The 21,871-nt window shown below is 63.1% G+C and carries 25 protein-coding genes and 3 pseudogenes; 21 read left to right on the forward strand and 7 right to left on the reverse strand.

All coding sequences use genetic code 11. The features are described from left to right. Positions 1-16 precede the first annotated feature (16 nt). The 3 genes from H7F49_RS13120 to H7F49_RS13130 are packed head-to-tail and all read right to left on the reverse strand — an operon-like array spanning position 17 to position 1,298. The gene (locus H7F49_RS13120; protein WP_041550296.1) at positions 17-586 is read right to left on the reverse strand and encodes an RNA polymerase sigma factor; all 570 of its coding nucleotides are present in this window, start codon (positions 584-586) and stop codon (positions 17-19) included. Beyond that, positions 583-1,023, reverse strand: coding sequence for a Spy/CpxP family protein refolding chaperone (locus H7F49_RS13125; RefSeq protein WP_011445786.1), 441 nt, complete (start codon positions 1,021-1,023; stop codon positions 583-585). The genes H7F49_RS13120 and H7F49_RS13125 overlap by 4 nt, the downstream gene beginning before the upstream one ends. After that, positions 1,020-1,298 carry a hypothetical protein gene (locus H7F49_RS13130; RefSeq protein WP_011445787.1) on the reverse strand — a complete coding sequence of 93 codons (279 nt, stop codon included), beginning with the start codon at positions 1,296-1,298 and terminating at the stop codon, positions 1,020-1,022. Before H7F49_RS13130 ends, H7F49_RS13125 begins: the two co-directional genes overlap by 4 nt. A 138-nt stretch (positions 1,299-1,436) precedes the next feature. Between H7F49_RS13130 and copC the strand changes: the two genes are divergently transcribed. The 5 genes from copC (at position 1,437) to cueR (ending at position 5,753) form a co-directional block, all read left to right on the forward strand. Continuing rightward, entirely contained in the window at positions 1,437-1,820 is a 384-nt protein-coding gene (gene copC, locus H7F49_RS13135; RefSeq protein WP_011445788.1) for a copper homeostasis periplasmic binding protein CopC, read from the forward strand. Between the two features lie 4 nt (positions 1,821-1,824). After that, a complete protein-coding gene (copD, locus tag H7F49_RS13140) occupies positions 1,825-2,757 on the forward strand; it encodes a copper homeostasis membrane protein CopD (protein ID WP_011445789.1) in 933 nt (310 codons plus the stop codon). 64 nt (positions 2,758-2,821) lie between these two features. Then, positions 2,822-5,167, forward strand: coding sequence for a heavy metal translocating P-type ATPase (locus H7F49_RS13145; RefSeq protein ID WP_185684051.1), 2,346 nt, complete (start codon positions 2,822-2,824; stop codon positions 5,165-5,167). Then, on the forward strand, positions 5,164-5,367 hold the full coding sequence (locus H7F49_RS13150) for a DUF2933 domain-containing protein (protein WP_011445791.1): 204 nt from the start codon (positions 5,164-5,166) through the stop codon (positions 5,365-5,367). Before H7F49_RS13145 ends, H7F49_RS13150 begins: the two co-directional genes overlap by 4 nt. Further along, positions 5,364-5,753 carry a Cu(I)-responsive transcriptional regulator gene (gene cueR, locus H7F49_RS13155; protein ID WP_011445792.1) on the forward strand — a complete coding sequence of 130 codons (390 nt, stop codon included), beginning with the start codon at positions 5,364-5,366 and terminating at the stop codon, positions 5,751-5,753. Before H7F49_RS13150 ends, cueR begins: the two co-directional genes overlap by 4 nt. A gap of 378 nt (positions 5,754-6,131) precedes the next feature. On the opposite strand, the gene H7F49_RS13160 is transcribed toward cueR, so the two are convergent. From H7F49_RS13160 to H7F49_RS13170, 3 genes and pseudogenes are all read right to left on the reverse strand, one after another. Further along, a complete protein-coding gene (locus H7F49_RS13160) occupies positions 6,132-6,953 on the reverse strand; it encodes an IS5 family transposase (RefSeq protein ID WP_185684052.1) in 822 nt (273 codons plus the stop codon). A 175-nt stretch (positions 6,954-7,128) separates the two neighbouring features. Next, on the reverse strand, positions 7,129-7,908 hold the full coding sequence (gene istB / locus H7F49_RS13165; RefSeq protein WP_185684053.1) for an IS21-like element helper ATPase IstB: 780 nt from the start codon (positions 7,906-7,908) through the stop codon (positions 7,129-7,131). Beyond that, positions 7,898-8,436 (reverse strand): annotated as a pseudogene (locus H7F49_RS13170) (Mu transposase domain-containing protein); the annotation flags it as partial. The pseudogene H7F49_RS13170 and the gene istB, both read right to left, overlap by 11 nt. Positions 8,437-8,871: 435 nt before the next feature. On the opposite strand from H7F49_RS13170, the gene H7F49_RS13175 reads away from it, so the two are divergent. The 16 genes and pseudogenes from H7F49_RS13175 (at position 8,872) to H7F49_RS13250 (ending at position 21,596) form a co-directional block, all read left to right on the forward strand. Continuing rightward, the gene (locus H7F49_RS13175) at positions 8,872-9,216 is read left to right on the forward strand and encodes a TrbC/VirB2 family protein (protein ID WP_127692048.1); all 345 of its coding nucleotides are present in this window, start codon (positions 8,872-8,874) and stop codon (positions 9,214-9,216) included. Positions 9,217-9,242: 26 nt separating this feature from the next. Further along, a complete protein-coding gene (gene traL, locus H7F49_RS13180) occupies positions 9,243-9,530 on the forward strand; it encodes a type IV conjugative transfer system protein TraL (RefSeq protein ID WP_007011018.1) in 288 nt (95 codons plus the stop codon). A 12-nt stretch (positions 9,531-9,542) separates the two neighbouring features. Then, positions 9,543-10,115, forward strand: coding sequence for a type IV conjugative transfer system protein TraE (locus H7F49_RS13185; protein ID WP_185684054.1), 573 nt, complete (start codon positions 9,543-9,545; stop codon positions 10,113-10,115). Further along, on the forward strand, positions 10,115-10,873 hold the full coding sequence (locus H7F49_RS13190) for a type-F conjugative transfer system secretin TraK (RefSeq protein WP_185684055.1): 759 nt from the start codon (positions 10,115-10,117) through the stop codon (positions 10,871-10,873). Before H7F49_RS13185 ends, H7F49_RS13190 begins: the two co-directional genes overlap by 1 nt. Beyond that, on the forward strand, positions 10,866-12,200 hold the full coding sequence (locus H7F49_RS13195; RefSeq protein WP_185684056.1) for a TrbI/VirB10 family protein: 1,335 nt from the start codon (positions 10,866-10,868) through the stop codon (positions 12,198-12,200). Before H7F49_RS13190 ends, H7F49_RS13195 begins: the two co-directional genes overlap by 8 nt. Continuing rightward, positions 12,197-13,087 (forward strand): DsbC family protein, encoded by an 891-nt coding sequence (locus tag H7F49_RS13200; protein ID WP_185684057.1) that lies wholly within the window; start codon positions 12,197-12,199, stop codon positions 13,085-13,087. The genes H7F49_RS13195 and H7F49_RS13200 overlap by 4 nt, the downstream gene beginning before the upstream one ends. A gap of 5 nt (positions 13,088-13,092) precedes the next feature. After that, complete coding sequence (locus H7F49_RS13205) at positions 13,093-13,404, forward strand: hypothetical protein (RefSeq protein ID WP_235982148.1); 312 nt, start codon at positions 13,093-13,095, stop codon at positions 13,402-13,404. Continuing rightward, positions 13,329-15,352 (forward strand): annotated as a pseudogene (locus H7F49_RS13210) (TraC family protein); the annotation flags it as partial. The gene H7F49_RS13205 and the pseudogene H7F49_RS13210, both read left to right, overlap by 76 nt. 32 nt (positions 15,353-15,384) lie before the next feature. After that, on the forward strand, positions 15,385-15,780 hold the full coding sequence (locus H7F49_RS13215) for a hypothetical protein (protein WP_185684058.1): 396 nt from the start codon (positions 15,385-15,387) through the stop codon (positions 15,778-15,780). A gap of 35 nt (positions 15,781-15,815) precedes the next feature. Continuing rightward, positions 15,816-16,184, forward strand: a complete 369-nt coding sequence (locus H7F49_RS13220; RefSeq protein WP_214647813.1) for a TrbI F-type domain-containing protein — start codon at positions 15,816-15,818, stop codon at positions 16,182-16,184. Further along, complete coding sequence (locus H7F49_RS13225) at positions 16,171-16,695, forward strand: S26 family signal peptidase (protein ID WP_185684060.1); 525 nt, start codon at positions 16,171-16,173, stop codon at positions 16,693-16,695. Before H7F49_RS13220 ends, H7F49_RS13225 begins: the two co-directional genes overlap by 14 nt. Continuing rightward, positions 16,692-17,336, forward strand: a complete 645-nt coding sequence (traW, locus tag H7F49_RS13230) for a type-F conjugative transfer system protein TraW (protein WP_185684061.1) — start codon at positions 16,692-16,694, stop codon at positions 17,334-17,336. The genes H7F49_RS13225 and traW overlap by 4 nt, the downstream gene beginning before the upstream one ends. Further along, complete coding sequence (gene traU, locus H7F49_RS13235; RefSeq protein WP_235982149.1) at positions 17,333-18,376, forward strand: conjugal transfer pilus assembly protein TraU; 1,044 nt, start codon at positions 17,333-17,335, stop codon at positions 18,374-18,376. The genes traW and traU overlap by 4 nt, the downstream gene beginning before the upstream one ends. A 459-nt stretch (positions 18,377-18,835) precedes the next feature. Further along, entirely contained in the window at positions 18,836-20,305 is a 1,470-nt protein-coding gene (ltrA, locus tag H7F49_RS13240) for a group II intron reverse transcriptase/maturase (RefSeq protein ID WP_235982150.1), read from the forward strand. A 50-nt stretch (positions 20,306-20,355) separates the two neighbouring features. Then, on the forward strand, positions 20,356-21,066 hold the full coding sequence (gene trbC, locus H7F49_RS13245; RefSeq protein WP_230290988.1) for a type-F conjugative transfer system pilin assembly protein TrbC: 711 nt from the start codon (positions 20,356-20,358) through the stop codon (positions 21,064-21,066). Next, positions 21,063-21,596: a hypothetical protein gene (locus H7F49_RS13250; protein WP_235982157.1), complete on the forward strand. Its 534-nt coding sequence runs from the start codon at positions 21,063-21,065 to the stop codon at positions 21,594-21,596. Before trbC ends, H7F49_RS13250 begins: the two co-directional genes overlap by 4 nt. Here the strand turns inward: H7F49_RS13250 and H7F49_RS13255 are convergent. Beyond that, positions 21,538-21,834 (reverse strand): annotated as a pseudogene (locus H7F49_RS13255) (relaxase domain-containing protein); the annotation flags it as partial. The gene H7F49_RS13250 and the pseudogene H7F49_RS13255 sit on opposite strands and share 59 nt — an antisense overlap. Positions 21,835-21,871 lie beyond the last annotated feature (37 nt).

Here is a 21,871-nt window from a genome sequence, read left to right on the forward strand (position 1 = left end):
CCGCTTTCCTTACCCCTCAGATCTGGTCGCCAAGCATCGCTTTTAATTTTCCCCTCGCCCGGTAGAGCCGGGTCTCAACCGTTTTTTCGCTGACACCCAGCACCTCTGCGGCTTCAGCCTGGCCGAGCCCATCGATCGTGCGGAGGACCAAGGCATCGCGCAGACGGGATGGCAAGCGCGATATGGCCGCGGTCACGCGCGCCAGCTCGGCCCGGTCCACCGCTTGTACGTCGGCGGAAATGGCATCGTCCGAAACATCGAAAGCCATCTCGAGCGGCATTGCGCGCGTGAAGAAGGCACGCACCTTTCTCCTTCTTGCCCAGTCCCGGCACTTGTTGAGCGCGATGTGCTTAAGCCAGGCCAGGAACGGTCGCTCATGATCGTAGCGTCCAAGCGCCGAGAACGCGGCGATGAAGGTCTCCTGGGTAATGTCGAGTGCCTCGTGCGGATCGCCGACGGATGCCCGTACCAGACGAAATACAGATTCACGGTGGCGCGCCAGCAGTTCGCGATAGGCGTCTTGCCGACCAGCGAGCGCCAGTGCGGCCAATTCGCCGTCGCTCCCCTCTGACAGCGAAAGGCTCACCGTACTTCTGGGGTCAGGGCTCTGGTCACAGTCCTGTCGAATTTGACCGCCTGATCAGGCCTCAGGACGGCGCGCATGGCAAAGAGATGCTCAAGCGTCTCCTTTTGCATCTCACCCATCACCTTGTGAGTATGATCGATCGCGGCCGTGACTTCCGGACCATAACCATGTTCCACTTCCATCGCTTCGGCCAGGTGGGCATTGGCCGCCCGCATCTCGAGCTCAAGCGCCTTGCGGCGGGTGGCAAAACGCTGCTCGATTGCTTCGATCTTTGCTTCCTGTGCGGCATCGAGTTCAAGCTCGCTGTGCAGCAGCGCATGGAGTTCGGTCTCGCTCTGCCTTTCCGGTGCGAACAGGACGCGGCCAGCATAAGTTCCGCCCAGCGCCGCCGCGAATGCGACAAACGCGATCAGGATCAGCCGCCTGGTCCAATTCACGGGTGGACATCCAGCAAGGTCGAAGGTGCGAGGGGATTGTCGGGCGCAAAGGGTGAGATTGGCTGAGCTGTGGCGGGTTCGCCGCCCGCCAGTCCACCACCCGCTACGCCGACCACCAGCGCCAGGGCTGCGGCAAAACCCATCAGCCGCGACCCGGCCGCAGCCTCACGGCGGCTCGCAGCCAGTCCGGCAAGCACTGCGTCGTCGATAGTCGCCAGCTCCGAAGGGGCCGGAAGTGTGGCCAGGCAGCGGAGCGCCTGATCAAGGTCGGACATGGTGGGTCTCCCGAGGTCTTGTGATCCTATACGCAGCCATATCCCCGATCCCTCAGAAAAATTGAACCCGGCCAATTTGAGGGATGCTGTTCCGGGCCGCGTATTTCAACCTGATAGCCGTTTCCAAGGAGATTCCTGATGCGTTTGACCAGCCTTGCCCTCGCCGCCGCCGCTCTGGGTCTCATCGTCCCGCAGGTTGCCAGCGCGCATACGCAGCTTGTGTCCTCGACCCCGACCGCCAATGCAACGGTCGTAGCACCTACGAAGGTCGAACTGCGCTTCAATGAGGCCGTGATCGGCGCAACGGCACGGGCCGAGATCGCAATGACGGGAATGCCGGGTATGGCAAACCATGCGCCGATGCCGATCACGGGTTTCACCGCCCGGCTTGGCAATGACCGGAAATCGATGACTTTGCTGCTCCGTCGGCCGCTCGCCGCCGGCACTTACCGCGTGACCTGGAGCGCGGCCGGAGCCGACACGCATCGCATGGGCGGCAACTTCAGCTTCACCGTACGCTGAAGACATGGACAACCTGCCTGTCATCGCCATCCGGTTCGCGCTTTACGCCGACCTGATGGTGCTGGCAGGTGTGACGGCCTTCTCGCTTTACGCGCTGAAACCCGAGGAGCGAGGCACTGTCTTGCTGCCGCTGGCCAAACCCGCCCTCCTCCTTTCGCTGCTCGGACTGCTGCTGTCCGGCGGCGGCATGATCGCACTTGTCGCAGCCATGACCGGGACAAGCCTCTGGGCAGTAGATGGCTCGGCCTTCAGGGAAATCGTTACACAGAGCGCCATCGGCAGCGCCTGGGTTGTGCGCATGGTGGCAGTTGCAATTGCCCTGCTTGCCGCCCTGGGGCTTGGCCGAACCCCACACCTAGCAAGATACTGTCTGCTTGCCTCGGCTGTGCTTGCCATCGCCACGCTGGTTTGGACTGGCCATGCCGGTGCAACCGAAGGGTGGACTGGAACGCTCCACCGGCTGAGCGACATCGTCCACATGCTGGCGGCGGCTGTATGGATCGGCGGAATTGCAGCGTTCGCCTGGCTGCTTTTTCAGCCATTGGCGCAGCAATCCGATGCGCAGATCAGGATCGCGCATCGGGCGCTTGAACAATTCTCGCGGGTTGGGACGCTTGCGGTCGGGTTGATCGTTCTCACGGGCATCATCAACAGCCTGAGCCTAATGGGCTTGCCGCATCCGTACGCCTTGTTCGCTTCGCGCTACGGCCAACTCCTGCTTATCAAGCTCGCCCTGTTTGCTGCAATGCTGATGCTGGCGGGTGTCAACCGCTGGCGGCTGACACCCGCCCTTGGTGCAGCCATCGCCAACGGCAATCCGGTCCCCGCGTTACGTAGTCTTCGGCAAAGCCTGATTCTGGAGACGTCCACAGTGCTTACGATCCTCGCCGTGGTGGCCTGGCTGGGTACGCTGGAACCGATCATGGCGTACGGGTGAATTACCTCTTGACCCTGACATGATGTCAAGGTTGATGCGAGTTGCGACAAGAGGAGTACGAAGTATGACCGAGTCGCATCACGACCTTGCGAAATGCACCCATTTCGGATCGAAGGCTCCAGGAACGGTGATTGACCCCGTCTGCGGAATGAGCGTTGACCCGGCAACCACGCCGCATGTCGCGACCCATGACGGCGCCCATCACTACTTCTGCAGCGCTGGCTGTCTGGCCAAGTTCAAGACCGATCCAGCGCGCTATATGAGCGATGCACCGCGGCCAACAGAATATGTGGCAGAAGGCGCGATCTGGACCTGCCCGATGCATCCCGAGGTTCAGCAGTCCGGGCCGGGAAGCTGCCCGATCTGCGGCATGGCCCTGGAACCGATGGCCCCGACGCTCAGCGATGGACCGTCACCGGAATATGCCGACATGAAGCGGCGCTTCGTGATCGGCCTGATCCTCGCCTTGCCGGTGGTAGCGCTCGAAATGGGCGGGCATCTGACCGGACTGCGCAATTATTTGGATGGAAACATCGCCAGCCTGATCCAGATGGTTCTGGCGACGCCGGTGGTCCTGTGGGCAGGCTGGCCATTTTTCGAACGCGGCTGGGCCTCGGTGAAAAGCGGCCACCTCAACATGTTCACCCTGATTGCGATGGGAACGGGCGTTGCCTGGATGTACAGCATGGCGGCGACGCTCGCGCCCAGTATGTTCCCGCCCGCGTTTCGCGCAATGGACGGCTCAGTCGCGGTCTATTTCGAGGCGGCGGCGGTCATTACCGTGCTGGTCTTGCTTGGCCAACTGCTTGAACTGCGTGCCCGGGAAACAACCAGCGGTGCGATCCGCGCATTGCTCGACCTTTCGCCCAAGCTCGCCCGCCGGGTTCGTCCCGATAGTAGTGACGAGGAGATCACACTCGACCAGGTTCTGGTCGGCGACACGCTACGCGTTCGTCCTGGCGAGAAAGTTCCGGTTGATGGCGTGGTCCTGGAGGGCCGCGGAACGGTCGATGAATCGATGGTAACCGGCGAATCCATGCCGGTGACCAAGGAGGCATCGTCGAAGCTGATCGGTGGCACGATAAACCAGACCGGCGGCCTCGTGATGCGCGCCGAGAAGATCGGGCGCGATACCATGCTGGCGCGCATCGTCCAGATGGTCGCAGAAGCCCAGCGCAGCCGGGCGCCGATTCAACGGCTTGCCGACACCGTGTCGGGCTGGTTCGTGCCGGCAGTGATTGCGGTCGCAGCAGTCGCATTCGCCGCCTGGTCGCTGGTCGGTCCGTCCCCGGCGATGGGTTACGGTCTGATTGCGGCAGTAGCTGTGCTGATCATCGCCTGTCCCTGCGCGCTCGGCTTGGCCACTCCGATGTCGATCATGGTGGGGGTTGGACGCGGTGCGCAGGCCGGTATCCTCATCAAGAATGCAGAGGCGCTCGAACGCATGGAGAAGGTCGATACGCTTGTCGTCGACAAGACCGGCACGCTCACCGAGGGCAAGCCCGCGGTGGTTGCGATCGAGACGGCTGAAGGGTTCGACAGCCAAGAAGTTCTGCGCCTTGCCGCGAGCCTTGAACGCAGCAGCGAACATCCGCTGGCCCTGGCTATTGTGAGGGATGCAGAAGCCAAGGGGCTCGCAATAAGCGAACCGGGCGACGTCGATCAGCCAGTCGGCAAGGGTATCACCGGCATCGTCGATGGATATCGACTTGTTGCTGGAAATGCCCGCTTTCTTGAGGAACAGGGGATCTCCACCGCCCAACTGGCGCAACGTGCTGATGCCCTGCGTGCCGAAGGTGCGACCGCGATCTTCCTCGGCATTGATGGCCAGGTGGCGGGTTCTATCGGCATTGCCGATCCGGTAAAAGCGACAACGCCTGCCGCGCTCAAGGCTCTGGCCGAGGTGGGGATCCATGTCATCATGCTGACGGGCGACAATCGCGTCACCGCTGAGGCCATCGCACGACGCCTCGGTATCGCCGACGTCGAGGCAGATGTCCTTCCCGACCAGAAGAGCGCTATCGTCAAGCGCCTGAGAGACGAGGGACGGATCGTAGCGATGGCGGGCGACGGTGTGAACGATGCCCCAGCCCTCGCTGCCGCCGATGTCGGCATCGCCATGGGTTCGGGAACGGACGTGGCGATTGAAAGCGCAGGCATCACACTGCTCAAGGGCGATTTGACGGGGATAACGCGTGCCCGGCACCTCAGTCATGCAACCATGACCAACATCCGGCAGAACCTGTTCTTCGCCTTTGCCTACAACGTCGCTGGTATCCCGGTGGCTGCAGGCGCGCTCTACCCGCTGTTCGGCATCATGCTTTCACCGATCATCGCAGCGGCGGCGATGGCGCTTTCCTCGGTCAGCGTCATCGGCAATTCGCTGCGTCTCAGGAGGATTGCGCTATGAACCTTTCCAGCAAGCGCGCGTGGCTGCTGGCCGCGGCATCGGTCGCGCTGATCGCCGCTTTCCTGCTCTATCCGGAACACCGGCAGCACTTCTTCGGGCTGATCCCTTACGCATTCCTGTTCACCTGTCCGCTGCTGCACTTCTTCCATGGCGGCCACCACCAAGGACGCCACCCCAAGTTCGGCGAACAGCAGCCATGAACATCGGACAGGCATCGAAGACCACTGGCGTGTCGGAGCGGATGATCCGGCACTATGAGCGCGTAGGTCTGATGCCGCCCCCTGACCGACGCGACAATGGCTACAGGGACTATTCACCGCAATCGATCGAGCGCCTGCGCTTCATTGCTAACGCCCGCGGCCTTGGCTTCTCGCTTGAGGAAATCACCACTCTCCTCGGCCTATGGGACAACCGCGAGCGGACGAGCAGTGAAGTGAAGGCCGTTGCCCTGGCACATGCCGATGACCTTGGCCGCAAAGCGGCAGCACTTGAAGCCATGCGTCGCGCCTTGCTGGAACTGGCCGAAGGGTGCAGCGGCGACAGCAGACCCGATTGTCCGATCCTCGATGGGATCGCAGTGAGTTGACCAGATCCTCTGGACACCTGCACATCGATGCGGTCGCTCGCGAACACATCCGGACGGAAAGATTGCTCTTAATCAGCGGGTCCTAGGTTCGAGCCCTAGTGCGTCCACCACCTTTCTGCATTATATCAATAACTTACACGGCCTGGAATTTGAGCCAAGACGATACGTCGTCGCGCTAGGTAGCTTCCTAGGTAGCACCGCCAGCTGTCGATTATTTTTTCGGTTGCGGCTCCGCAGGAGAAGCGTGGCCTCGAAATGGCCCGCCTGTCTGGCGTCGCTGGGGGGCAGGAAGGGCTGCATCAGCTCGAACGCAGATCTTGGCACAGTGTGCGTGTTGATTTCCACTGAGTGTCTGATTCAAAATTGCGGGCGTGGCAATCAAGGCCTTGCGATGCGGCGAGCATATAGCTGGATGGATGCGATAAAGAGCCAGGCCGTGGCGGACGCGATGGTTTCCTCGAAGTCCTTTGCCAGACGCCGGTTGCGGCTCAGCCAAGCGAGCGTTCGTTCAACGACCCAACGTCGGGGCAGGACCTCGAAGCCCTTTGCAGTGTCGGACCGTTTGATGATTTCGACGGTCCACTTTCCGATCCGGCGCAGGGCCTCCTTGAGCTTGTTTCCGGCATAGCCGCCGTCTGCGAACACGTGACGCAGCCAGGGGAAGCGCCTGACGATTTCTCCAAGGACCAGCGGTGCCCCGTCCCGGTCCTGAATGTCGGCGGCGTGTACGACGGCATGGACAAGATTTCCATCGGTGTCGGTCAGAATGTGCCGTTTGCGTCCTTTGATCTTCTTCCCTGCATCGTAACCGCACAGGCCACCGCTTTCGGTCGTCTTGACCGACTGGCTGTCGATCACGCCAGCGCTGGGAGAAGCCTCTCGGCCATCAGCTTCGCGGGCCATCATCAACAAGGTGTGGTTTATCGTCAGCCACAGCCCGTTGTCTCGCCACAAGTAGAACCAATGCCGCACGCTCGACACCGGCGGAAAGCAAGGCGGCAACATCCGCCATGGCAGGCCTCCGCGCAGCAAGTACAGAATTGCCTCGACGATGCGTCGTAGTGGCCATTTGCGGGGCCGTCCGACACGAGACGCAGGTGGAAGCAATGGCTCCAGCAGCGCCCACTCGGCATCCGTCAAATCGCTTGGCAAAGCCAGCCCGCTGCGCGCATGAAGGGCGCGAGTGGTATCGGTCCACATCGTTGAATCCATGGTAGTTTTTGGCGAAACCCATGAATCAATGACAGGCCAAAGCGTCAAGCTAGCCTGCTGATACCACTCAACTTATTTTCTGATCAGGCTCTGAGAGCTGACCCGGGATTTCCATCGAGAATTGACCCGGGTGGATACTATGTCCCGCTGTGCGGGCGGTGGGTCAAGCGGGTGATTTTTCCTTTCTGGATTTGGGCGCTGCCGAACTGGCGCGGAAGCGGAAGCTGTCGTTTCCGGTTTCGAGGATGTGGCAGTGATGGGTGAGCCGATCGAGCAGCGCTGTAGTCATCTTGGCATCGCCGAACACACCGGCCCACTCGCTGAAGCTGAGGTTGGTGGTGATGATGACGCTGGTGCGCTCGTAGAGGTTGCTGAGCAGGTGGAACAGCAGCGCGCCGCCTGACGCGCTGAACGGCAGGTAGCCCAGTTCGTCGAGGATGAGCAGATCGAGGCGCAGCAGCCGGTCAGCCAGTTGCCCGGCCTTGTTCATGGCCTTTTCCTGTTCCAGCGCGTTGACCAGGTCGACGGTCGCGAAGAAGCGGACCTTCTTTCGGTGATGCTCGACCGCCTGCACGCCGAGGGCGGTGGCGATGTGCGTCTTGCCAGTGCCTGGGCCACCGATCAGCACGACATTGTGAGCCCCATCAATGAACTCGCCGCGATGAAGCTGGCGGACCATGGCCTCGTTCACCTCGCTGGAAGCGAAGTCGAAGCCGGCCAGGTCCTTGTAGGCCGGGAACTTGGCCGCCTTGATTTGGTAGGCGATGGACCGGACCTCGCGTTCGGCGACTTCGGCCTTGAGCAACTGGGAGAGGATAGGGACGGCCGCATCAAACGCGGGTGCCCCTTGCTCGATGAGTTCGCCGATGGCCTGGGCCATGCCGTACATCTTGAGAGAACGCAGCATGACCCCGCCGGCGGCGCTGGCGGGGTCATAACGCATGACGCAGATCCTTATTCCGCAGGGTATCGTAGCGGGCGACGTTGGCCTTGGGTTCATGCTGCAAGGTCAAGGCCTGCGGGGCATCGATTCTGGGCGGCGTGCCATCCTTGCCGTCGATCAGGCGATGCAGGATATTGAGAACGTGGGTCTTGGTCGCCACGCCAGCCTCGAGGGCCAGTTCGACGGCACACAGCACGGCCTGTTCGTCATGGTGCAGGACCAACGAGAGAATCTCCACCATCTCCCTGTCGCCGCCGGAGCGCTTCAGAAGCTTGCTCTGCAGCTGCCGGAACCCTCCGGCATCTCGGTGAAGGGCGCGCCATTGCGCAAGGCTCCCGGTTTGCGCTGGATCACCGCAAGATAGTGCCGCCAGTCATAGATCGTCCGACCCGGTTGATCATGGGATCGTTCGATGATCCGCCCATGCTCGCACAGGATCTGCCCCTCGGCGGCAATGACGATGCGTTCGGGATGGACCCGCAGGCTTACCGGCCGATTGGCGAAGGAAGCGGGCACGCTGTAACGGTTGGGTTTGTCAGACGACTCGATTGCATGGGCAAGAATGTGCGCGAGGCTGGTGTTGGCTTCGCCTCGGAATGGCGAGGGCTGGTGCATCGACAAAAACTCCAACGATGAGGAACTGAGTCGTAGCCATATCGCGCTTGATCCATGTAGGAAAATGAAAAGAACATTTACGGAACATCTCGTTTCTAGGCGAATCATCCCCTAGGCCCGAGTCGCCGACAATCACCGCCATGCTCTTCGGGATTCGTCGACGCTGACTACCAGATAAACCGCTATTTCTGCGTATTATCGCCGACGCCATCCAATCGATGCGTCCATATCTGTCCGCCACTTCAGCTCCAGCGGCAATCCGACTTTCCTACATCGATTTCCTAGATGCATGTGGAACACACAGCGAACGAAAGAACGCTGGATTCACCCCTCCAGATGGAGCTCCATATGCAGTCTCTCACCCTCTCCCGGCGTTCCGGCGCCATTGATCAGAACCCCTCGAAGTTCGGGCGGGCCATGACCTTTGCAGTACCGCTTGCGGTCGCAGCACTGGCCGCAAGCGCAGCCTATGCTGGCGCCGACACGACCTTCACCCCTGCCCTCACGAAATTCACCGATTTCCTCGAAGGCTCGGGCGGCAAGATCATCACCGTCCTCAGCCTTGCAGGCGGCCTCATCGGTCTCGCCTCGGGCCGGTTCTCTCTCGGACAGGTCGCTGTTCCGGTCGGTGTCGGCATCGGCGTCGGCACAGGTGTTCCGATCGTCACCTCGGTCGTCACCGCGGTCATCTGACGCATCGGACGGGAAGGCGCGTCGCCATGGCAGACCCATATATCATCCCGCGTCGGCTCGACGATCCGGAGCTCATCGGCTTCTGGACCATCGACGAGTTCGCCGGAATGCTTATCCCCTTCACCTGGGGGATCCTCAGTCAGCATATCTTTGTCGGCATTATCGTTGCCTTCGGCGCCTGGTTCGCGCTGCGAAAGGCAAAAGCAGGACGCGCCAGCTCCTGGGTAGCCCATGCCGCCTATTGGTATCTGCCTGCCGGATTGCTGGGCCTGAAATCGACGCCGCCTTCCCACTGCCGCCTGCTTGCCGGTTGAGGGGAAATATCCATGTTTGCCGACATTTCACACGAGCGTCAGCAGTCGCTGCTGCGCCAGCGCAACCTCTTTGCGCTCACCAGCGCCGGGCTTGGCATTGCGCTTGTCGTAGCGGTCAGCCTTGCCGCCACCCGCGACCGCGAAGTCGTACTCCTGCCAACGCTCCCCAAGCAGCTGACCGTCAGCAGCGCGGGGGTCGAGGCCGACTATCTCGAACTCGTGACCCGCGATGCCGCGCTCGTCTTGCTCAATCGCAGCCCTGAAGGCCTCGACTACTGGATGGACGAGATCCTGAAGCTCGCCGATCCGGCAAGCTACGGGCGCCTCAAGGCCGATCTCGTCCGGATTGTCGAAGAGCAGCGGGGTTCGGACGTCACCCAGGCCTTCGTCATCCGCTCGATGACCGTCGACCCCAAGGGGCTGACTTCCGACGTGACTGGGACGCTAAAGACCTTTGTCGGTGCCCAGGTCATCGCGAGCGACGAGCGCCGTTTCCGCTTCAACTGGACCTACCGGGGCCTGCGTATCGCGCTGTCAGGCTTCAGCCAGTTGCCCACCAAAGACCCAACGAAGGAGGCCCCGTGATGGCTTACCGACGCAAGACGCGCGCGCGGAGCCTGGCTCTTTGCGCCAGCACCATGCTCGCATTTTCAGGAAGCGGCGCTCAGGCCGCCGATCAGTTCAAACAGGCTGCAGATGGAGCAAGCATCGAATGCGCCGTGTCGGCCCGCGAGCTGACGCGCTTCGCGCTTATCGACGACCAGTTTGCCAGCGTGTCGAAGATCTCGACCGGCACGCCCTACAACGATTTTGCGGTCACCAACGAACCGCTGCGCGGCGACATCTACGTGTCGGTGCCCGAGACCTATGCGGCGCGGTCGATCAGCTTCTTCGCCACGACCAAGAAGGGCTTCGTCTACAAGGTTTCCTGCCAGGTCGAGCCTGTCCCCGCAGTGCAGGTCTTCATCACCAACCCGGCTATCGCGACAAACAAGGCATCTGGCTGGGAAAGCGAAACGCCGCTGGAGACGAGCGCAGTGCGGCTCATCCAGGCCATGGCCAATGACCAGACGGTCGATGGCTTCGAAGTCAGGCAGTCCTCCGCCCTTCCGGCACGGGTCGGCGATCTCGAAATCCAGCTCATCGCCGATTATCGCGGCAGCGCGCTCGCCGGAAAGGTCATCCGCCTGGCGAACCGTGGCCGCAAGCCGCTGACGCTTGCCGAAGCGGATCTCGCGTCCTCCCAGACACTCGCAATCTCGATCGCCCAGCCCACTCTCAAATCGAGAGAAAGCACGGTCGCCTTCATCGTCGGTTCGAACGGAGGGTTGGGCCATGAGTGATGCTCCCTCGATCTCAACCCCGGTACAGGCCGATCCGGCATCGCCGTCGCCGGTAGCCAGCCTCAACGCGAAGACTGCACGGCGGCAGAAGCTTCTGCTTGGCTCCTTGGGCGCAATCGCGCTTGTCGGCGGCAGCTGGTTCATCCTGGGCGGCGACGACAGCGCGAAGAGCGATGATCCCACCGCCGCGCAGACCATCGACACGGCAGGGCTCATCAATCGCGACCTTTCGCAGCGCGAGTTCGTCGCGACCTACGGCAACCGTCTCGATGCCGTGACCCGCGAGCAGAAGGCCATGAAGGACGCGAGCCTCCCGCGCGAGGAAATCGAATCCCAGCTTGCCGCGCTCAAGGCGGAAAACCAGGCCATGCGGGTCGACGGTCAGGCCGCAATCGATGCGATCTCCGCTGAGAACGCGGATCTCAAGTCACGCCTTGCCAGCCAGGCCGCCCCGGCATCCGCAAGCCTGCCGCCACCGGCCTATGGCCCGCAGGCGGGTGGCTACGATGCGCGCGGTCGACCGGTTCAGCCTGCTCCTGCGGGTGCCGCGCTGGGCGCAAGCGAAACCGGCCTGCCCGGTCCCGGTGAAGTCAAACTCATGAGCTTCACCTCCGACAAGGCAGGAGCCAGCGGCCTCAGGGCGGCTCGCCCCGAAGCGCCGCCGGTGGTGGTCGAGGATTCGCCGGATTATCTCCCGCCCAATTCCTATGCTCCTGCCAAGGTCATTGTCGGCGTCGATGCGTCGGCGGGGGTCGCGAGCCAGACCGATCCGCTTCCCGTGGTGCTGCGCATTACCGGTCCGGCGCGATCGGTCATGCAGAACGGCAAGGTTCTGACCACGCGGCTTCAGGGCTGCATCGTCAATGGCGCAGCGCGCGGCGATCTCTCGTCCGAGAAGGTTTACGTGAAGCTGGCGCGGATGACCTGCGACCAGCCCGGCGGGCGCGTCGCGGTGAGCGAGGTCAAAGGCTTCATCAGCTTTGCTGGAAAATCAGGCGTGCGTGGCCGTGTCGTCAGCCGCGAGGGCAGCCTTGTCAGCCAGGCTCTGCTTGCCGGGATTGTCGGCGGGTTCGGGCGTGGCTTTTCGGCGAACGCCAACAGCGTCTTCTCCGGCGTCACGACCAATGCCGATGGCACCCGCTCGAAGCTCTCTGCCGGCGACATCCTCGGCGGTGGGCTCGGCCAGGGCGCTGCCGATGCCGCCGATACGGTCAGCAAATATCTGATCGAGCGCGCCGAACAATACCAACCCGTCGTCGAGATGCCGACCGGCATCGATGTCGAGATCGTCTTCCTCGACGGCGTCTACGTGAGGAACTCCCAATGACCCCCGCCACAAACGATCCAACCCCCACCAAGCCGCGGCGCTGGCTGCGACCGGTGGCGACCGTTGCTGCCGTCGTCGCCCTGTCAGCCGCAACGGGTTGGGGCGTGGCCAGCCTCGCCTCCCCGGCTCAGGCTCCCGACACGGCAAAGGTGCGCGCCGCGCTCAAGCTGCGCCTCCCGAAGACGCCGATCGACGCCATCACCTGCGATGGCCTTGGCGGCCTGTGCGAAGTCGCCTCGAAATCGACGCTGTTCTACGTCGATCGCGCGGCCAAATATCTGGTGATCGGGCGCATCTACGACATGGAGGCGCGGCAAGACCTGACGGCAGCCCGTCTCCTCGCACTCAATCCAGACTTGCTGACTGCGGGCGGGGCACGGCGGAGCAATGCCAACGACGAAAGCCAGCCAGCCCCGCGCGCCACCCCGCAGAAGGTATCGCTCGCTGGCCTGCCCGCGAACGGCGCGATCACCTGGGGACCAGCCAACGGCCCCAATGTCGTCGTCTTCTCCGATTTCCACTGCGGCTACTGCAAGAAGCTCGAGGGCGAGCTGAAGGCGATCGGCGCGCGCGTCGAGGAGCGGCCCATTTCGATCTTCGGGGCCGACAGCCGCCGCGATGCCGAACGGGTGCTGTGCTCGCCGCGCCCCGAGGTGTCCCTGCACATGGCCTATTCGGGTCTCGCCCTCGCCAACCCGAAGCCGTGCGACACGAGCGGGCTCGATGCCAACGAGGCCTTTGCCAAGGCCCATGGCTTCAACGGAACGCCGGTGATCGTACGCCCGTCGGACGGCGCGATCCTCGAAGGGTATCGCCCGGCTTCCGTGCTCCGCGAATTCCTCAAGCCCGTAAAAGCGGCTGCCCCAGTTCCGGCCAAAAAAGGATAATCGTCATGGGATTTTCCCACCGTATTTTCGCCTCTGCCTGCCTTGCCGTGCTGACCAGCGGCTGCGCCACCTTTGGCACTAATATCGAAGGCGATTTCACCTGCCGTGCCCCCAAGGGCGACTGCGCACCCAGCCAGGTGATCGATGCCCGCGCGACCAAGGATTTGTCCGCGAGCGGACCGGTCCATGACGGTCTGCGTCGCCCTGTTTCCGTCGCATCCGGCGATCAGGGCCGCACCTCCGAGCGTATGATCCGACGACCCGGCTCTATTTCAACGCGCGCTCCAAAGGCTTCGTGCTCACGGTCACTCCTCTGATCGGGGCGGACGAACGCACTGGCGAGATCCTCGGGTCATTCTTCTCCGAAGGGCTTCCGGCAGGCGCCTGTCTCCAGGTCCTGCATCTCGCCTCTCCGCGCATCAGCCGGATCGTCGCACCCTGGTTTGCGCCGCGCTATGTCCAGGGCGGGGTCTACGAGGCGATTGCCCGCCACCGCGCACGGCGACTCTACGGCCTCGTCTGGGAATCGGGTTCGCAGGACGCGCCCTTTCACGCCCGGCACCATCAGGTCATCGTTTCGGTGGGCGTGCCTGCGGCCAAGGCGGTCAGCAACGAAGATCTCAAGCAGACCCGCGACGGCCTCATCGCCATGCTGAAGTCGCTCAATCTGGGCGTTGCCGAAGTCGAGCCACAGCAACTGATCGCCATCATCGACGACCTGACTTCGCCGACCACCGCGCCGCAGGACGATGCTGTGCCCTATAATCCGAACGACGCGATCGCGGCCCAGGCGATCCGGCACGATATCGAGCTCGTCATCCACGAAGACCGGATGCGGCTCGTCACCGAGCGGTTTCGTGCGACGGGCAAGATCGAGGACGGCGTTCCCGAGATCGGCACGGTCTATCCCGACGCGTTCGACGTTCGGCATTTTTCCTCGCGCAACATGCCCCAGCGCTGGGCGCCGTGGGAATGCGCGCGGCTCATCGGCGACATGTTCACCGACAAGCTGCGTTTCCCCTGCCCGGCGGCGACGATGCTGTGCCTCGTCTATCCCGACCAGGAAGCCGCTTCGGCCACCCGCACCTGCTGTTGGTGGGCCGGCGCGGCCAGCCCTTCTTCTGGTCGCCGTTCGAGAACGATGCTGGCAACCACAATGTCGCGATCTGCGGCAAGTCGGGATCGGGCAAGTCTGTGCTGCTGCAGGAAATGTGCGCGGCGCTTCGGGGTGCGGGCGCGCAGGTCGTGGTCATCGACGACGGACGCAGCTTCGAGCATTCGGTGAAGCTGCAAGGCGGCCGGTTCGTCGAGTTCACGATGAAGGCGGGCTTCTGCCTCAATCCGTTCTCGATGATCGATGGCGAGCGCGCGGCCGAAGACGAGGATTACCGGCTCGACTGCTTCGGCATGGTCAAGGCCATTGTCGGCCAGATGGCGCGGCACAGCGCAAAGCTCAATGACACCGAGCGCGGCCTGATTGACCGGGCGGTCAACACCGTCTGGAGCGAACGGGGCGTCGATGCCTCGATCACCGGCGTCGGCGAAGCATTGGCCGGTCTCGGCAATGAAGCCGCGAGCGACCTTGCCACCGCGCTTGCGCCATACATGGCCGGCGGCACCTATGGCGCCTTTTTTGAAGGCCAGGCGAGCCTCGATCTCGACACCGATTTCACCGTCTTCGAGATGTCGGACCTTGCCACACGCGAGGAACTGCGCAGCGTCGTTCTCTCGGCGATCATGTTCATGACCAGCCAGGCCATGACCCGCAGCCCGCGCTCGATGAGGAAGCTGCTCTTAATCGACGAGGCGTGGTCGATGCTCAAGGGCGGCTCGATGGGCGAGTTCGTCGAAACCTATGCCCGCACCTGCCGCAAATATGGCGGGGCGCTGGCAACCGCGACGCAGTCACTCAACGACTATTACAAGTCCGACGGCGCGACCGCTGCGCTCGAAAACAGCGACTGGATGCTGATTCTCCAGCAGAAGCCCGAGACGATCGCCGATTTCAAGGCGTCGAAGCGCCTCGATATGGACGATCGCACCGAGACCCTGATCCGCAGCCTGAAGCGTTCGGGGAGCGACTATTCGGAAGTCTTCATCAAGGGCCCGGAGACCGAAGCCATCGGCCGGCTCGTGCTCGACGACTATTCGGCGACGCTGTTCTCAAGCTCGCCCCAGACCTTTGCAGCGATCGATGCCGAAATTGCGCGCGGCCATCAGCTTGCCGACGCGATCGAACGGATCGCCTTTGCCAATCGAACCTGACTTCTCCCTCCATCCAAGGACACCCAAAACCGATGCCACTCCATCTCGTCACGCCGATCGACCGGGCCCAGGATGCCCGTGCCGACTGCGACAGCCTCGATCTTCCGGTCAAGGGCTGGCGGTCTCATGCCGCCGACCTTTGCTACATCGTGCTTCGCGGCAGCACATTCCTCGCCTCGAGCTACCTCATGGCGCTCGGGCTTCCGCTGCTCTTCTTCCTTCTGATTTCCGGCGGAGATGCCGGGGTCTTCTTCGCCCATCTCGCCAATATTTCGGACCGCTTTCTCGGCGCCGAGCAAGGCCGCCAGATCGGCTTCCTCGACGAGTTCAAGTTGGTCCTCATCGGTGTCGCAACGCTCGTCGTGGTCTGGCGCCTGCCGCGCTTCATCAACGATCTCGAGCGCGAGCTTTCGCGAGAAAAGCTGTGAAGAACATATTGGCAACACAGTCCCTGCGCGGCCGCATGGGTGCGGTCAACTGGACCGCCGTCGCGCTCGGTTTGAGTATGGTCGGCTCGGCGCTCTGGGGCGTCTGGGCTACCGACAAGCTGCTCGCGCTCGACAAGCGCGAAGTGGTGACCGTGCAGCTGAGCCGCATCATGGGCGACTTCATCGAAGCCGAGGCGCGCGCAGGCCGACCGCCAGAAGAAACGAAGATGCGCGTCCAGGCCTATCTCCAGGCGGTCGAAGCCTCGGTCGAACATCTGGGCCGCGAGGGCCGCACGGTCCTTGTCGCCGAAGCGGTGGTGGCCGGCAGCACGCCTGATCTCACCGAAGCCGTGCGCGCCGATGTCGCGCGCCGCGTGGGAGCCATTCCCGATGTGCGCCGCTGATCTTGTCCTCCACTCGCCAACCGGGCGGCGCCTCGCGCTGTGGGCAGGGCTTGGCGCGGCAGCGCTCGCGCTCACCTCGCTCGCCGCCTTCTCGAAGGACCATGCGCTGATGATCAACGCCAGTCCGAGCCTGCCCTACTGGGCGATCTGGCTCGATCGCGGCGCGCTGCCGCAGCGCGGCGAGATCATCCTGTTCGATCCGCCCGCCTCGCCGCTGCTCGAAAGGCACTTCGGCAAGAAGCCCAGGCCGTTCGGCAAGAAGGTGAGCGGCATGCCCGGCGACATCGTGACCGAGAAGGAGCGCAGCTTCTTCGTCAATGGCCGCAAGGTTGCGGTAGCCAAGCGCGCAAGCCGTTTTGGCGAGCCGCTGGCTCTCGGTCCGACTGGCGTGGTGCCTCAAGGCTGCTATTTCGTCACCACCGCGCACAAGGACGGTTTCGACAGCCGCTATGCGGCGATCGGGTGGATCTGCGCCAGGCGCATTCTCGGGGTCGGGAGGCCGATCTTGTGACACCGCTGCGCGCCGCCCCATTCCTCGTAGCCGGTCTTCTGATGGCTGCGCCGGCAAGCGCCCGCGACTACGGCCAGCAAGGCACGGTCTGGTCCGTGATCGAGCCTGACCTGCTCGAGCAAATCCATGCGCGTCTCACCCATCTCGAGAAGTCCGGCGAGACGGCCAAGCTCAACGAAGAGCTGAAGCGGCGCACGATCGCGCGCGTCAACCGCCCTGAGCCGGTCGCTGGGATCAGTGCCGCGGCGGCGGCGCGTAGCTGGCGATTTGATCCGACGATCAGCGTCGAGCGCGACATTGCCAACGACAAGGGCCGGGTGATCGTCGCCGCCGGAACTCGGGTTAATCCGCTCGACACCGTACCGCTGCGTGTGCCGCTGGTGTTCCTCGACGGGGACGACCCCGAGCAGCTTGCCTGGGCAACCCGGCGCTATGCCAGCACCAAGGCCAAACTCATCCTCGTGCGCGGCGCGCCGCTCGAACTGATGAAGGCCCGCCAGCGCCGCTTCTATTTCGACCAGGGCGGCAGCCTCGTGAAGCATTTCGGCATCCACGCCGTGCCCGCAACCGTCGAGCAGCAGGGCCGCGTCCTCATCATTACCGAGCAGCCGGTTCGATCCAAGGAGCGCGCATCGTCATGAGCAGAAAAAATCGTCTTCTCACATGGATATGCTGCACGCTCCTCTTCTGCAGTCTGAGCCTTGCTGCCGCTTCGCCAGCTCAGGCATCTGCCGGTCCGGGCCGCTGCACAGGCAAGTTCGTCAATCCGATCACCGATATCTGCTGGTCGTGCCTGTTTCCAATCTCGGTTGGCGGTCTGAAGATCTGGCCGTCGAGCCGTCCCGATACGAGCAACCCGACGCTTCCCGTTTGCCTCTGCGGTTTGCGGCCGGGCATCGCCATGGGTTTCTGGGAGCCGGTACGGCTTGCCGACGTCAGCATGAAGCCCTGGTGTTTCGTCAATCTCGGCGGGATGAAGCTCGATCCCGGCTTCGACATCGGGTTCAAGTCGATGGCCGGTCCCTCGGCCGTGGGCGGCGCGACGCAGTACAATTCGCAGTGGCATGTCCACTGGTATGCTTATCCGCTGATCTACTGGATGGAGATCGTTGCCGATTTCCTGTGCCTCGAGCAGGGCTCGGTCGACATTCTCTACATCACTGAGATCGATCCGCTCTGGCAGGACAGCGAGCTCACCGCGATCATCAATCCCGAAGCGGTTCTCTTCGCCAATCCGCTCGCGCTTGCAGCCTGTGCGGCTGACTGCGTCGCTGCGACGGCCAAGCTCCCGACCGACGAACTCTTCTGGTGCGCGGGATGCCAGGGCAGCATGTATCCTTTGAATGGCAATGTCTCGGCGACGATCGGGCATGTCCAGGCATCGCGGCTCGCCCTCGCCCGCTTCTCCTACAAGCTCCACCGCGAACTCGTCGCCTGGGGCACGATGGGCAGCAAGGGGCTCTGCGGCAAGTATCTGATGCCGGTGATGAGGAAGCAGCAATACCGCTTCCAGGCCACCAATCCCAACCCACAGACCAAGGGCCGCTACGCCTGCGCGCCCATTGGCGCCTCCACCACCTTCATGTCGGCAGGCCAGGTCTACCACAGGACTTATGGTGAGATATTAGCGAATGACGTGTCTGAAGCCTCTTTATTTACAGTTGAACTTCCAATCGCCTGACGGGGTGGGGAGAACGCGGTGTGAACCGGTCGGCCTTGTACGCTGGCGACTGGTGAATGCTTGCAGAGCATTCGTGTGCGGGTCGTCCTTTCTTGTCCGCACGCCCGAACCGCAAGGGGTTAAGCGTCGCACCTACGGGTCCAAGGTTGATCGTCGGAACACGGGAACCACCATCGTCCGCCTGCTTCGGAGCAGGCTATCCGCGGAGACCGGGGATGGGCGCTGGTGGGGCGGAGCCTGCGTAGTAGTCCGAGGGCGGGAAAGCCGTCCACATGGCGAAGGCGGGCAGGAAGTCGGTGAGCTGTCATGACGGAGGAACTACCAGTGGACTCTGGTAATCAAGCCCCACAGGCTTGGCTCCTCGGCGTTCAGCGAAAGCTCTACCAGTGGAGTCGGGAAAACCCCGGCGAACCATACGGCGACTTGTGGAATTGGGTAACCGATCCCCGCAATTTGCACATGGCCTGGAGGACGATTGCCGGTAATCGCGGCAGGCGCACTCCAGGAGTCGACGGGGCGACCGTAGAGAAAATTGCGACCGGTATTGGTGTCGACAAGTTCCTTCAGGGGCTCCGCGAGGAGCTTCGTTCGGGCGACTATCGTCCGTCTCCTGCACGAAGGAAGTGGATCGCCAAGCCGGGCAAACCGGGGAAGTTCCGACCCCTCGGTATCCCTACGGTCAAGGATCGCGTGGTGCAGTGCGCGGTCAAGCAAGTACTGGAGCCGATCTTCGAGGCCCGGTTCTGGCCAGTCTCATACGGGTTCCGGCCCGGACGGGGCAGTCAGGCCTGTCTCGAACATATCCGTGTGACCATCCAATCGCGGGGCAAACCCGCAGCGGATGGCTACCGACACAATGCGCCGTACCAATGGGTAATCGAAGGCGACATTGAGGCCTGCTTCGACAATATCGGCCATCACCCGCTGATGGAACGCGTGCGCCACGGCGTCGCAGACCTCAAGGTCAACCGGTTGATCGTGCAGTTCCTCAAGGCCGGGGTCTTGGAGGATGTCACGTACAGCCCCACGGACACCGGCACGCCGCAAGGCGGGGTGCTCTCACCGCTGCTGGCCAACATCGCGCTCAGCGTGATCGAGGAACGGTATCGGGACTGGGTTCGCCGCCCCGAAAGCCCGGAGCTGAAATCCGATGGGATCAAGCTGGCGGCGATCAGGCGCGACAAGGATCGGAGGGCCGGTCGAACGGTCTTCTACCCTGTCCGCTATGCTGACGACTTCCTGATCTTCGTGTCGGGGACGGAAGCTGACGCTCTTGCCGAAAAGCAGGCGCTGGCAACCTACCTGCACGAGGCAATGGGTCTGACGCTCTCGCCCGAGAAGACGCGCATCACTGCGCTGACCAAGGGCTGTCGGTTCTTGGGATGCCGCGTGCGGCTCAAATGGGACAAGCGGTTCGGGCTTCACGCCCGCATCGAAATCCCGCGCGAGCCAATCAACGGCTTCCGCATCCGGGTAAATCAACTGGCCCGACGGCAGACGCTTCGGCGTTCGCTCACGGCCATGCTTCAGGAACTCAATCCATACCTTCGGGGGTGGTCCGCTTACTACCGCTACTGCGTGGGGGCGAAGCGCATCCTCGCCAGTCTCGACTGGCATGTGCGCCAACGTCTCTGGTTGTGGCTGCGGGCCAAGCACAAGCGCGTCCCCGGTAGGAAAATCGCATCGTGGCGCAGGCCGAGTATCGCCCACCCGGGCAACTCGGTCTGGGCCGAAGGCGGCACGGAGCAGTTCTTGATGAGCTACGTGCCTGTTCGGAGGTTCGATCTCAAATGGATGAAGAAACCCGAGTTCGCCAAGACTTCTGGAGAGCCGGATGCACAACGAAAGGTGCAAGTCCGGTTCGGAGAGCAGGCGTGGGAAACTGGCGGTGGAGACACCCCACAGCGCCCACGTCTGACTCTACTATGAAAATACTCCCTCATCTCCTCGTAATCGCGTCGATCACTGGCGCCGCCGCTATGGCGGGAGCCGCAGCGCAGACGAGCGAGCCGGAGCTCGATCTCGAAGCGATACGCGCCCGCGCCAAGGTCGAGGCGAGCGAAGCCGATGCGCTTGCCGCCAATGCCCGTGCGCGCGCCGAAGCTGTCCTTAGCCAAGCCAATGACAGCGCCGCCGAAGCCCAGGCGCACGGCAAGCGCTACACCGAGCAGGCGGCAAGATCCGCGCGGCCAGAAGGCGAGGACGCCTTCGATTTCGACAAGATGGTGGCCGACGCGGGCACCATGGCCAGCGAGGGCTTGGGCGAAGCCCCCCGCTTCATCGCGTTCGCTTCGCTCTCGATGCCGCCAGCGGCCTTGCGCGCCATGGCGGACGACGTCGCCCGCGCAGGCGGTGTGGTCGTGCTTCGCGGGCTGCCAGGAGGCAGCGCCAAAACCCTGACCGCAGCGCTCGCGAAAGTCGCAGCGGACGGCGGCAAGCTCGACGCGGTCGGCATCGATCCGCGTCTGTTTCGCGCCTTCGGGATCGAGGCGGTCCCTACCTATGTGGTGACCAGCAGCGATTTCGATCTCTGCGATGGTTTCGATTGCCGGACCCAGGTTCCGCCCCACGACCGGATGAGCGGCAATGTCAGCGTGTCCTATGCGCTCGAAACCTTCGCGCAAGGCGGCGGTCCCGGCGCGCTCCTCGCATCCCAGCATCTTGCCCGCCTGCAACGGAGTGACCCATGAAGCGGCTTCTCCTTCCCCTTCTCTATCTCGCCTGCGCCTGTCTGCCGGCAAGCATCTCGGCCCAAACCACGACCGATGCCGCCAAGGCAGACGGCAAGGCGTTCGGGCGCGATAAGGCGGCCGCTGCGCAGAGCGCGGCGACGACCGACCCGGATGCAAACCGCATTCCCAATTTCGGGGGAGTGCCGAACCAGTCGGGCTATTTCGACGATCCTGACCGGATGGCGCGTGAAGCCGCAAGCCAGGCAACGGCGAACACCGGATACCGGACCATGCGAGATTCCATGGATCGCCGTGCGCAGTTCGCGCCCCAGGATCTCGACGCGGTTGTCGCGCGCAGCAATGTCATCAACGACGATCCGCTCTCCTACACGAGCGGTATGAGCATCAGCGGGAGCCAGGGCCGCTGCGTCCCCCTGCCTCCGGGTACCGGCACGACAGCGCGCTACATGGCGACCTGCAATGTCGGCTACGTCTGTCGCCGCCGACGAGGGCAAGGATGGACCAGCTCTTCGGCATCGAGAATGTGAGGTCGGTGCCAGCGCGATGCGCCCTGTTGTCGCTCCCGACACGGCTGCCATCGGGCAGCACGCCCTTGAGCACGGCCTCGAACTGCGATGCTTGGATAACGCCTCGCAGTCCAAGCGTTTCCGCACCCTTGCCAAGCCATTCACCAGATCTCTCGGCATCGGCGCGGGTATAGTAATTGTCGGCGGCAAAGTAGTTGGCAGCGCCGCTGGCGGTACGGACATTGGCTACAGAGAGCATCAGGTCTCACTCCGCCCGGCGACGTCCGCCTCGTGCG

This window comes from Novosphingobium aerophilum (genome assembly GCF_014230305.1).
Taxonomy (GTDB): domain Bacteria; phylum Pseudomonadota; class Alphaproteobacteria; order Sphingomonadales; family Sphingomonadaceae; genus Novosphingobium; species Novosphingobium aerophilum.

Bases quoted from the DNA above. Each gene is read 5' to 3' on its own strand.
- traU (WP_235982149.1), top strand. From the start codon at position 17,333: ATGAGCAGAAAAAATCGTCTTCTCACATGGATATGCTGCACGCTCCTC.
- H7F49_RS13150 (WP_011445791.1), top strand. From the start codon at position 5,164: ATGAACCTTTCCAGCAAGCGCGCGTGGCTGCTGGCCGCGGCATCGGTC.
- H7F49_RS13130 (WP_011445787.1), bottom strand. From the start codon at position 1,298: ATGTCCGACCTTGATCAGGCGCTCCGCTGCCTGGCCACACTTCCGGCC.
- H7F49_RS13225 (WP_185684060.1), top strand. From the start codon at position 16,171: ATGTGCGCCGCTGATCTTGTCCTCCACTCGCCAACCGGGCGGCGCCTC.
- copD (WP_011445789.1), top strand. From the start codon at position 1,825: ATGGACAACCTGCCTGTCATCGCCATCCGGTTCGCGCTTTACGCCGAC.
- H7F49_RS13205 (WP_235982148.1), top strand. From the start codon at position 13,093: ATGGGATTTTCCCACCGTATTTTCGCCTCTGCCTGCCTTGCCGTGCTG.
- H7F49_RS13195 (WP_185684056.1), top strand. From the start codon at position 10,866: ATGAGTGATGCTCCCTCGATCTCAACCCCGGTACAGGCCGATCCGGCA.
- H7F49_RS13200 (WP_185684057.1), top strand. From the start codon at position 12,197: ATGACCCCCGCCACAAACGATCCAACCCCCACCAAGCCGCGGCGCTGG.
- H7F49_RS13250 (WP_235982157.1), top strand. From the start codon at position 21,063: ATGAAGCGGCTTCTCCTTCCCCTTCTCTATCTCGCCTGCGCCTGTCTG.
- H7F49_RS13220 (WP_214647813.1), top strand. From the start codon at position 15,816: ATGGGTGCGGTCAACTGGACCGCCGTCGCGCTCGGTTTGAGTATGGTC.
- H7F49_RS13215 (WP_185684058.1), top strand. From the start codon at position 15,385: ATGCCACTCCATCTCGTCACGCCGATCGACCGGGCCCAGGATGCCCGT.
- cueR (WP_011445792.1), top strand. From the start codon at position 5,364: ATGAACATCGGACAGGCATCGAAGACCACTGGCGTGTCGGAGCGGATG.
- traL (WP_007011018.1), top strand. From the start codon at position 9,243: ATGGCAGACCCATATATCATCCCGCGTCGGCTCGACGATCCGGAGCTC.
- H7F49_RS13190 (WP_185684055.1), top strand. From the start codon at position 10,115: ATGGCTTACCGACGCAAGACGCGCGCGCGGAGCCTGGCTCTTTGCGCC.
- ltrA (WP_235982150.1), top strand. From the start codon at position 18,836: ATGGCCTGGAGGACGATTGCCGGTAATCGCGGCAGGCGCACTCCAGGA.
- H7F49_RS13160 (WP_185684052.1), bottom strand. From the start codon at position 6,953: ATGTGGACCGATACCACTCGCGCCCTTCATGCGCGCAGCGGGCTGGCT.
- copC (WP_011445788.1), top strand. From the start codon at position 1,437: ATGCGTTTGACCAGCCTTGCCCTCGCCGCCGCCGCTCTGGGTCTCATC.
- trbC (WP_230290988.1), top strand. From the start codon at position 20,356: ATGGCGGGAGCCGCAGCGCAGACGAGCGAGCCGGAGCTCGATCTCGAA.
- istB (WP_185684053.1), bottom strand. From the start codon at position 7,908: ATGCGTTATGACCCCGCCAGCGCCGCCGGCGGGGTCATGCTGCGTTCT.
- H7F49_RS13145 (WP_185684051.1), top strand. From the start codon at position 2,822: ATGACCGAGTCGCATCACGACCTTGCGAAATGCACCCATTTCGGATCG.
- H7F49_RS13175 (WP_127692048.1), top strand. From the start codon at position 8,872: ATGCAGTCTCTCACCCTCTCCCGGCGTTCCGGCGCCATTGATCAGAAC.
- H7F49_RS13185 (WP_185684054.1), top strand. From the start codon at position 9,543: ATGTTTGCCGACATTTCACACGAGCGTCAGCAGTCGCTGCTGCGCCAG.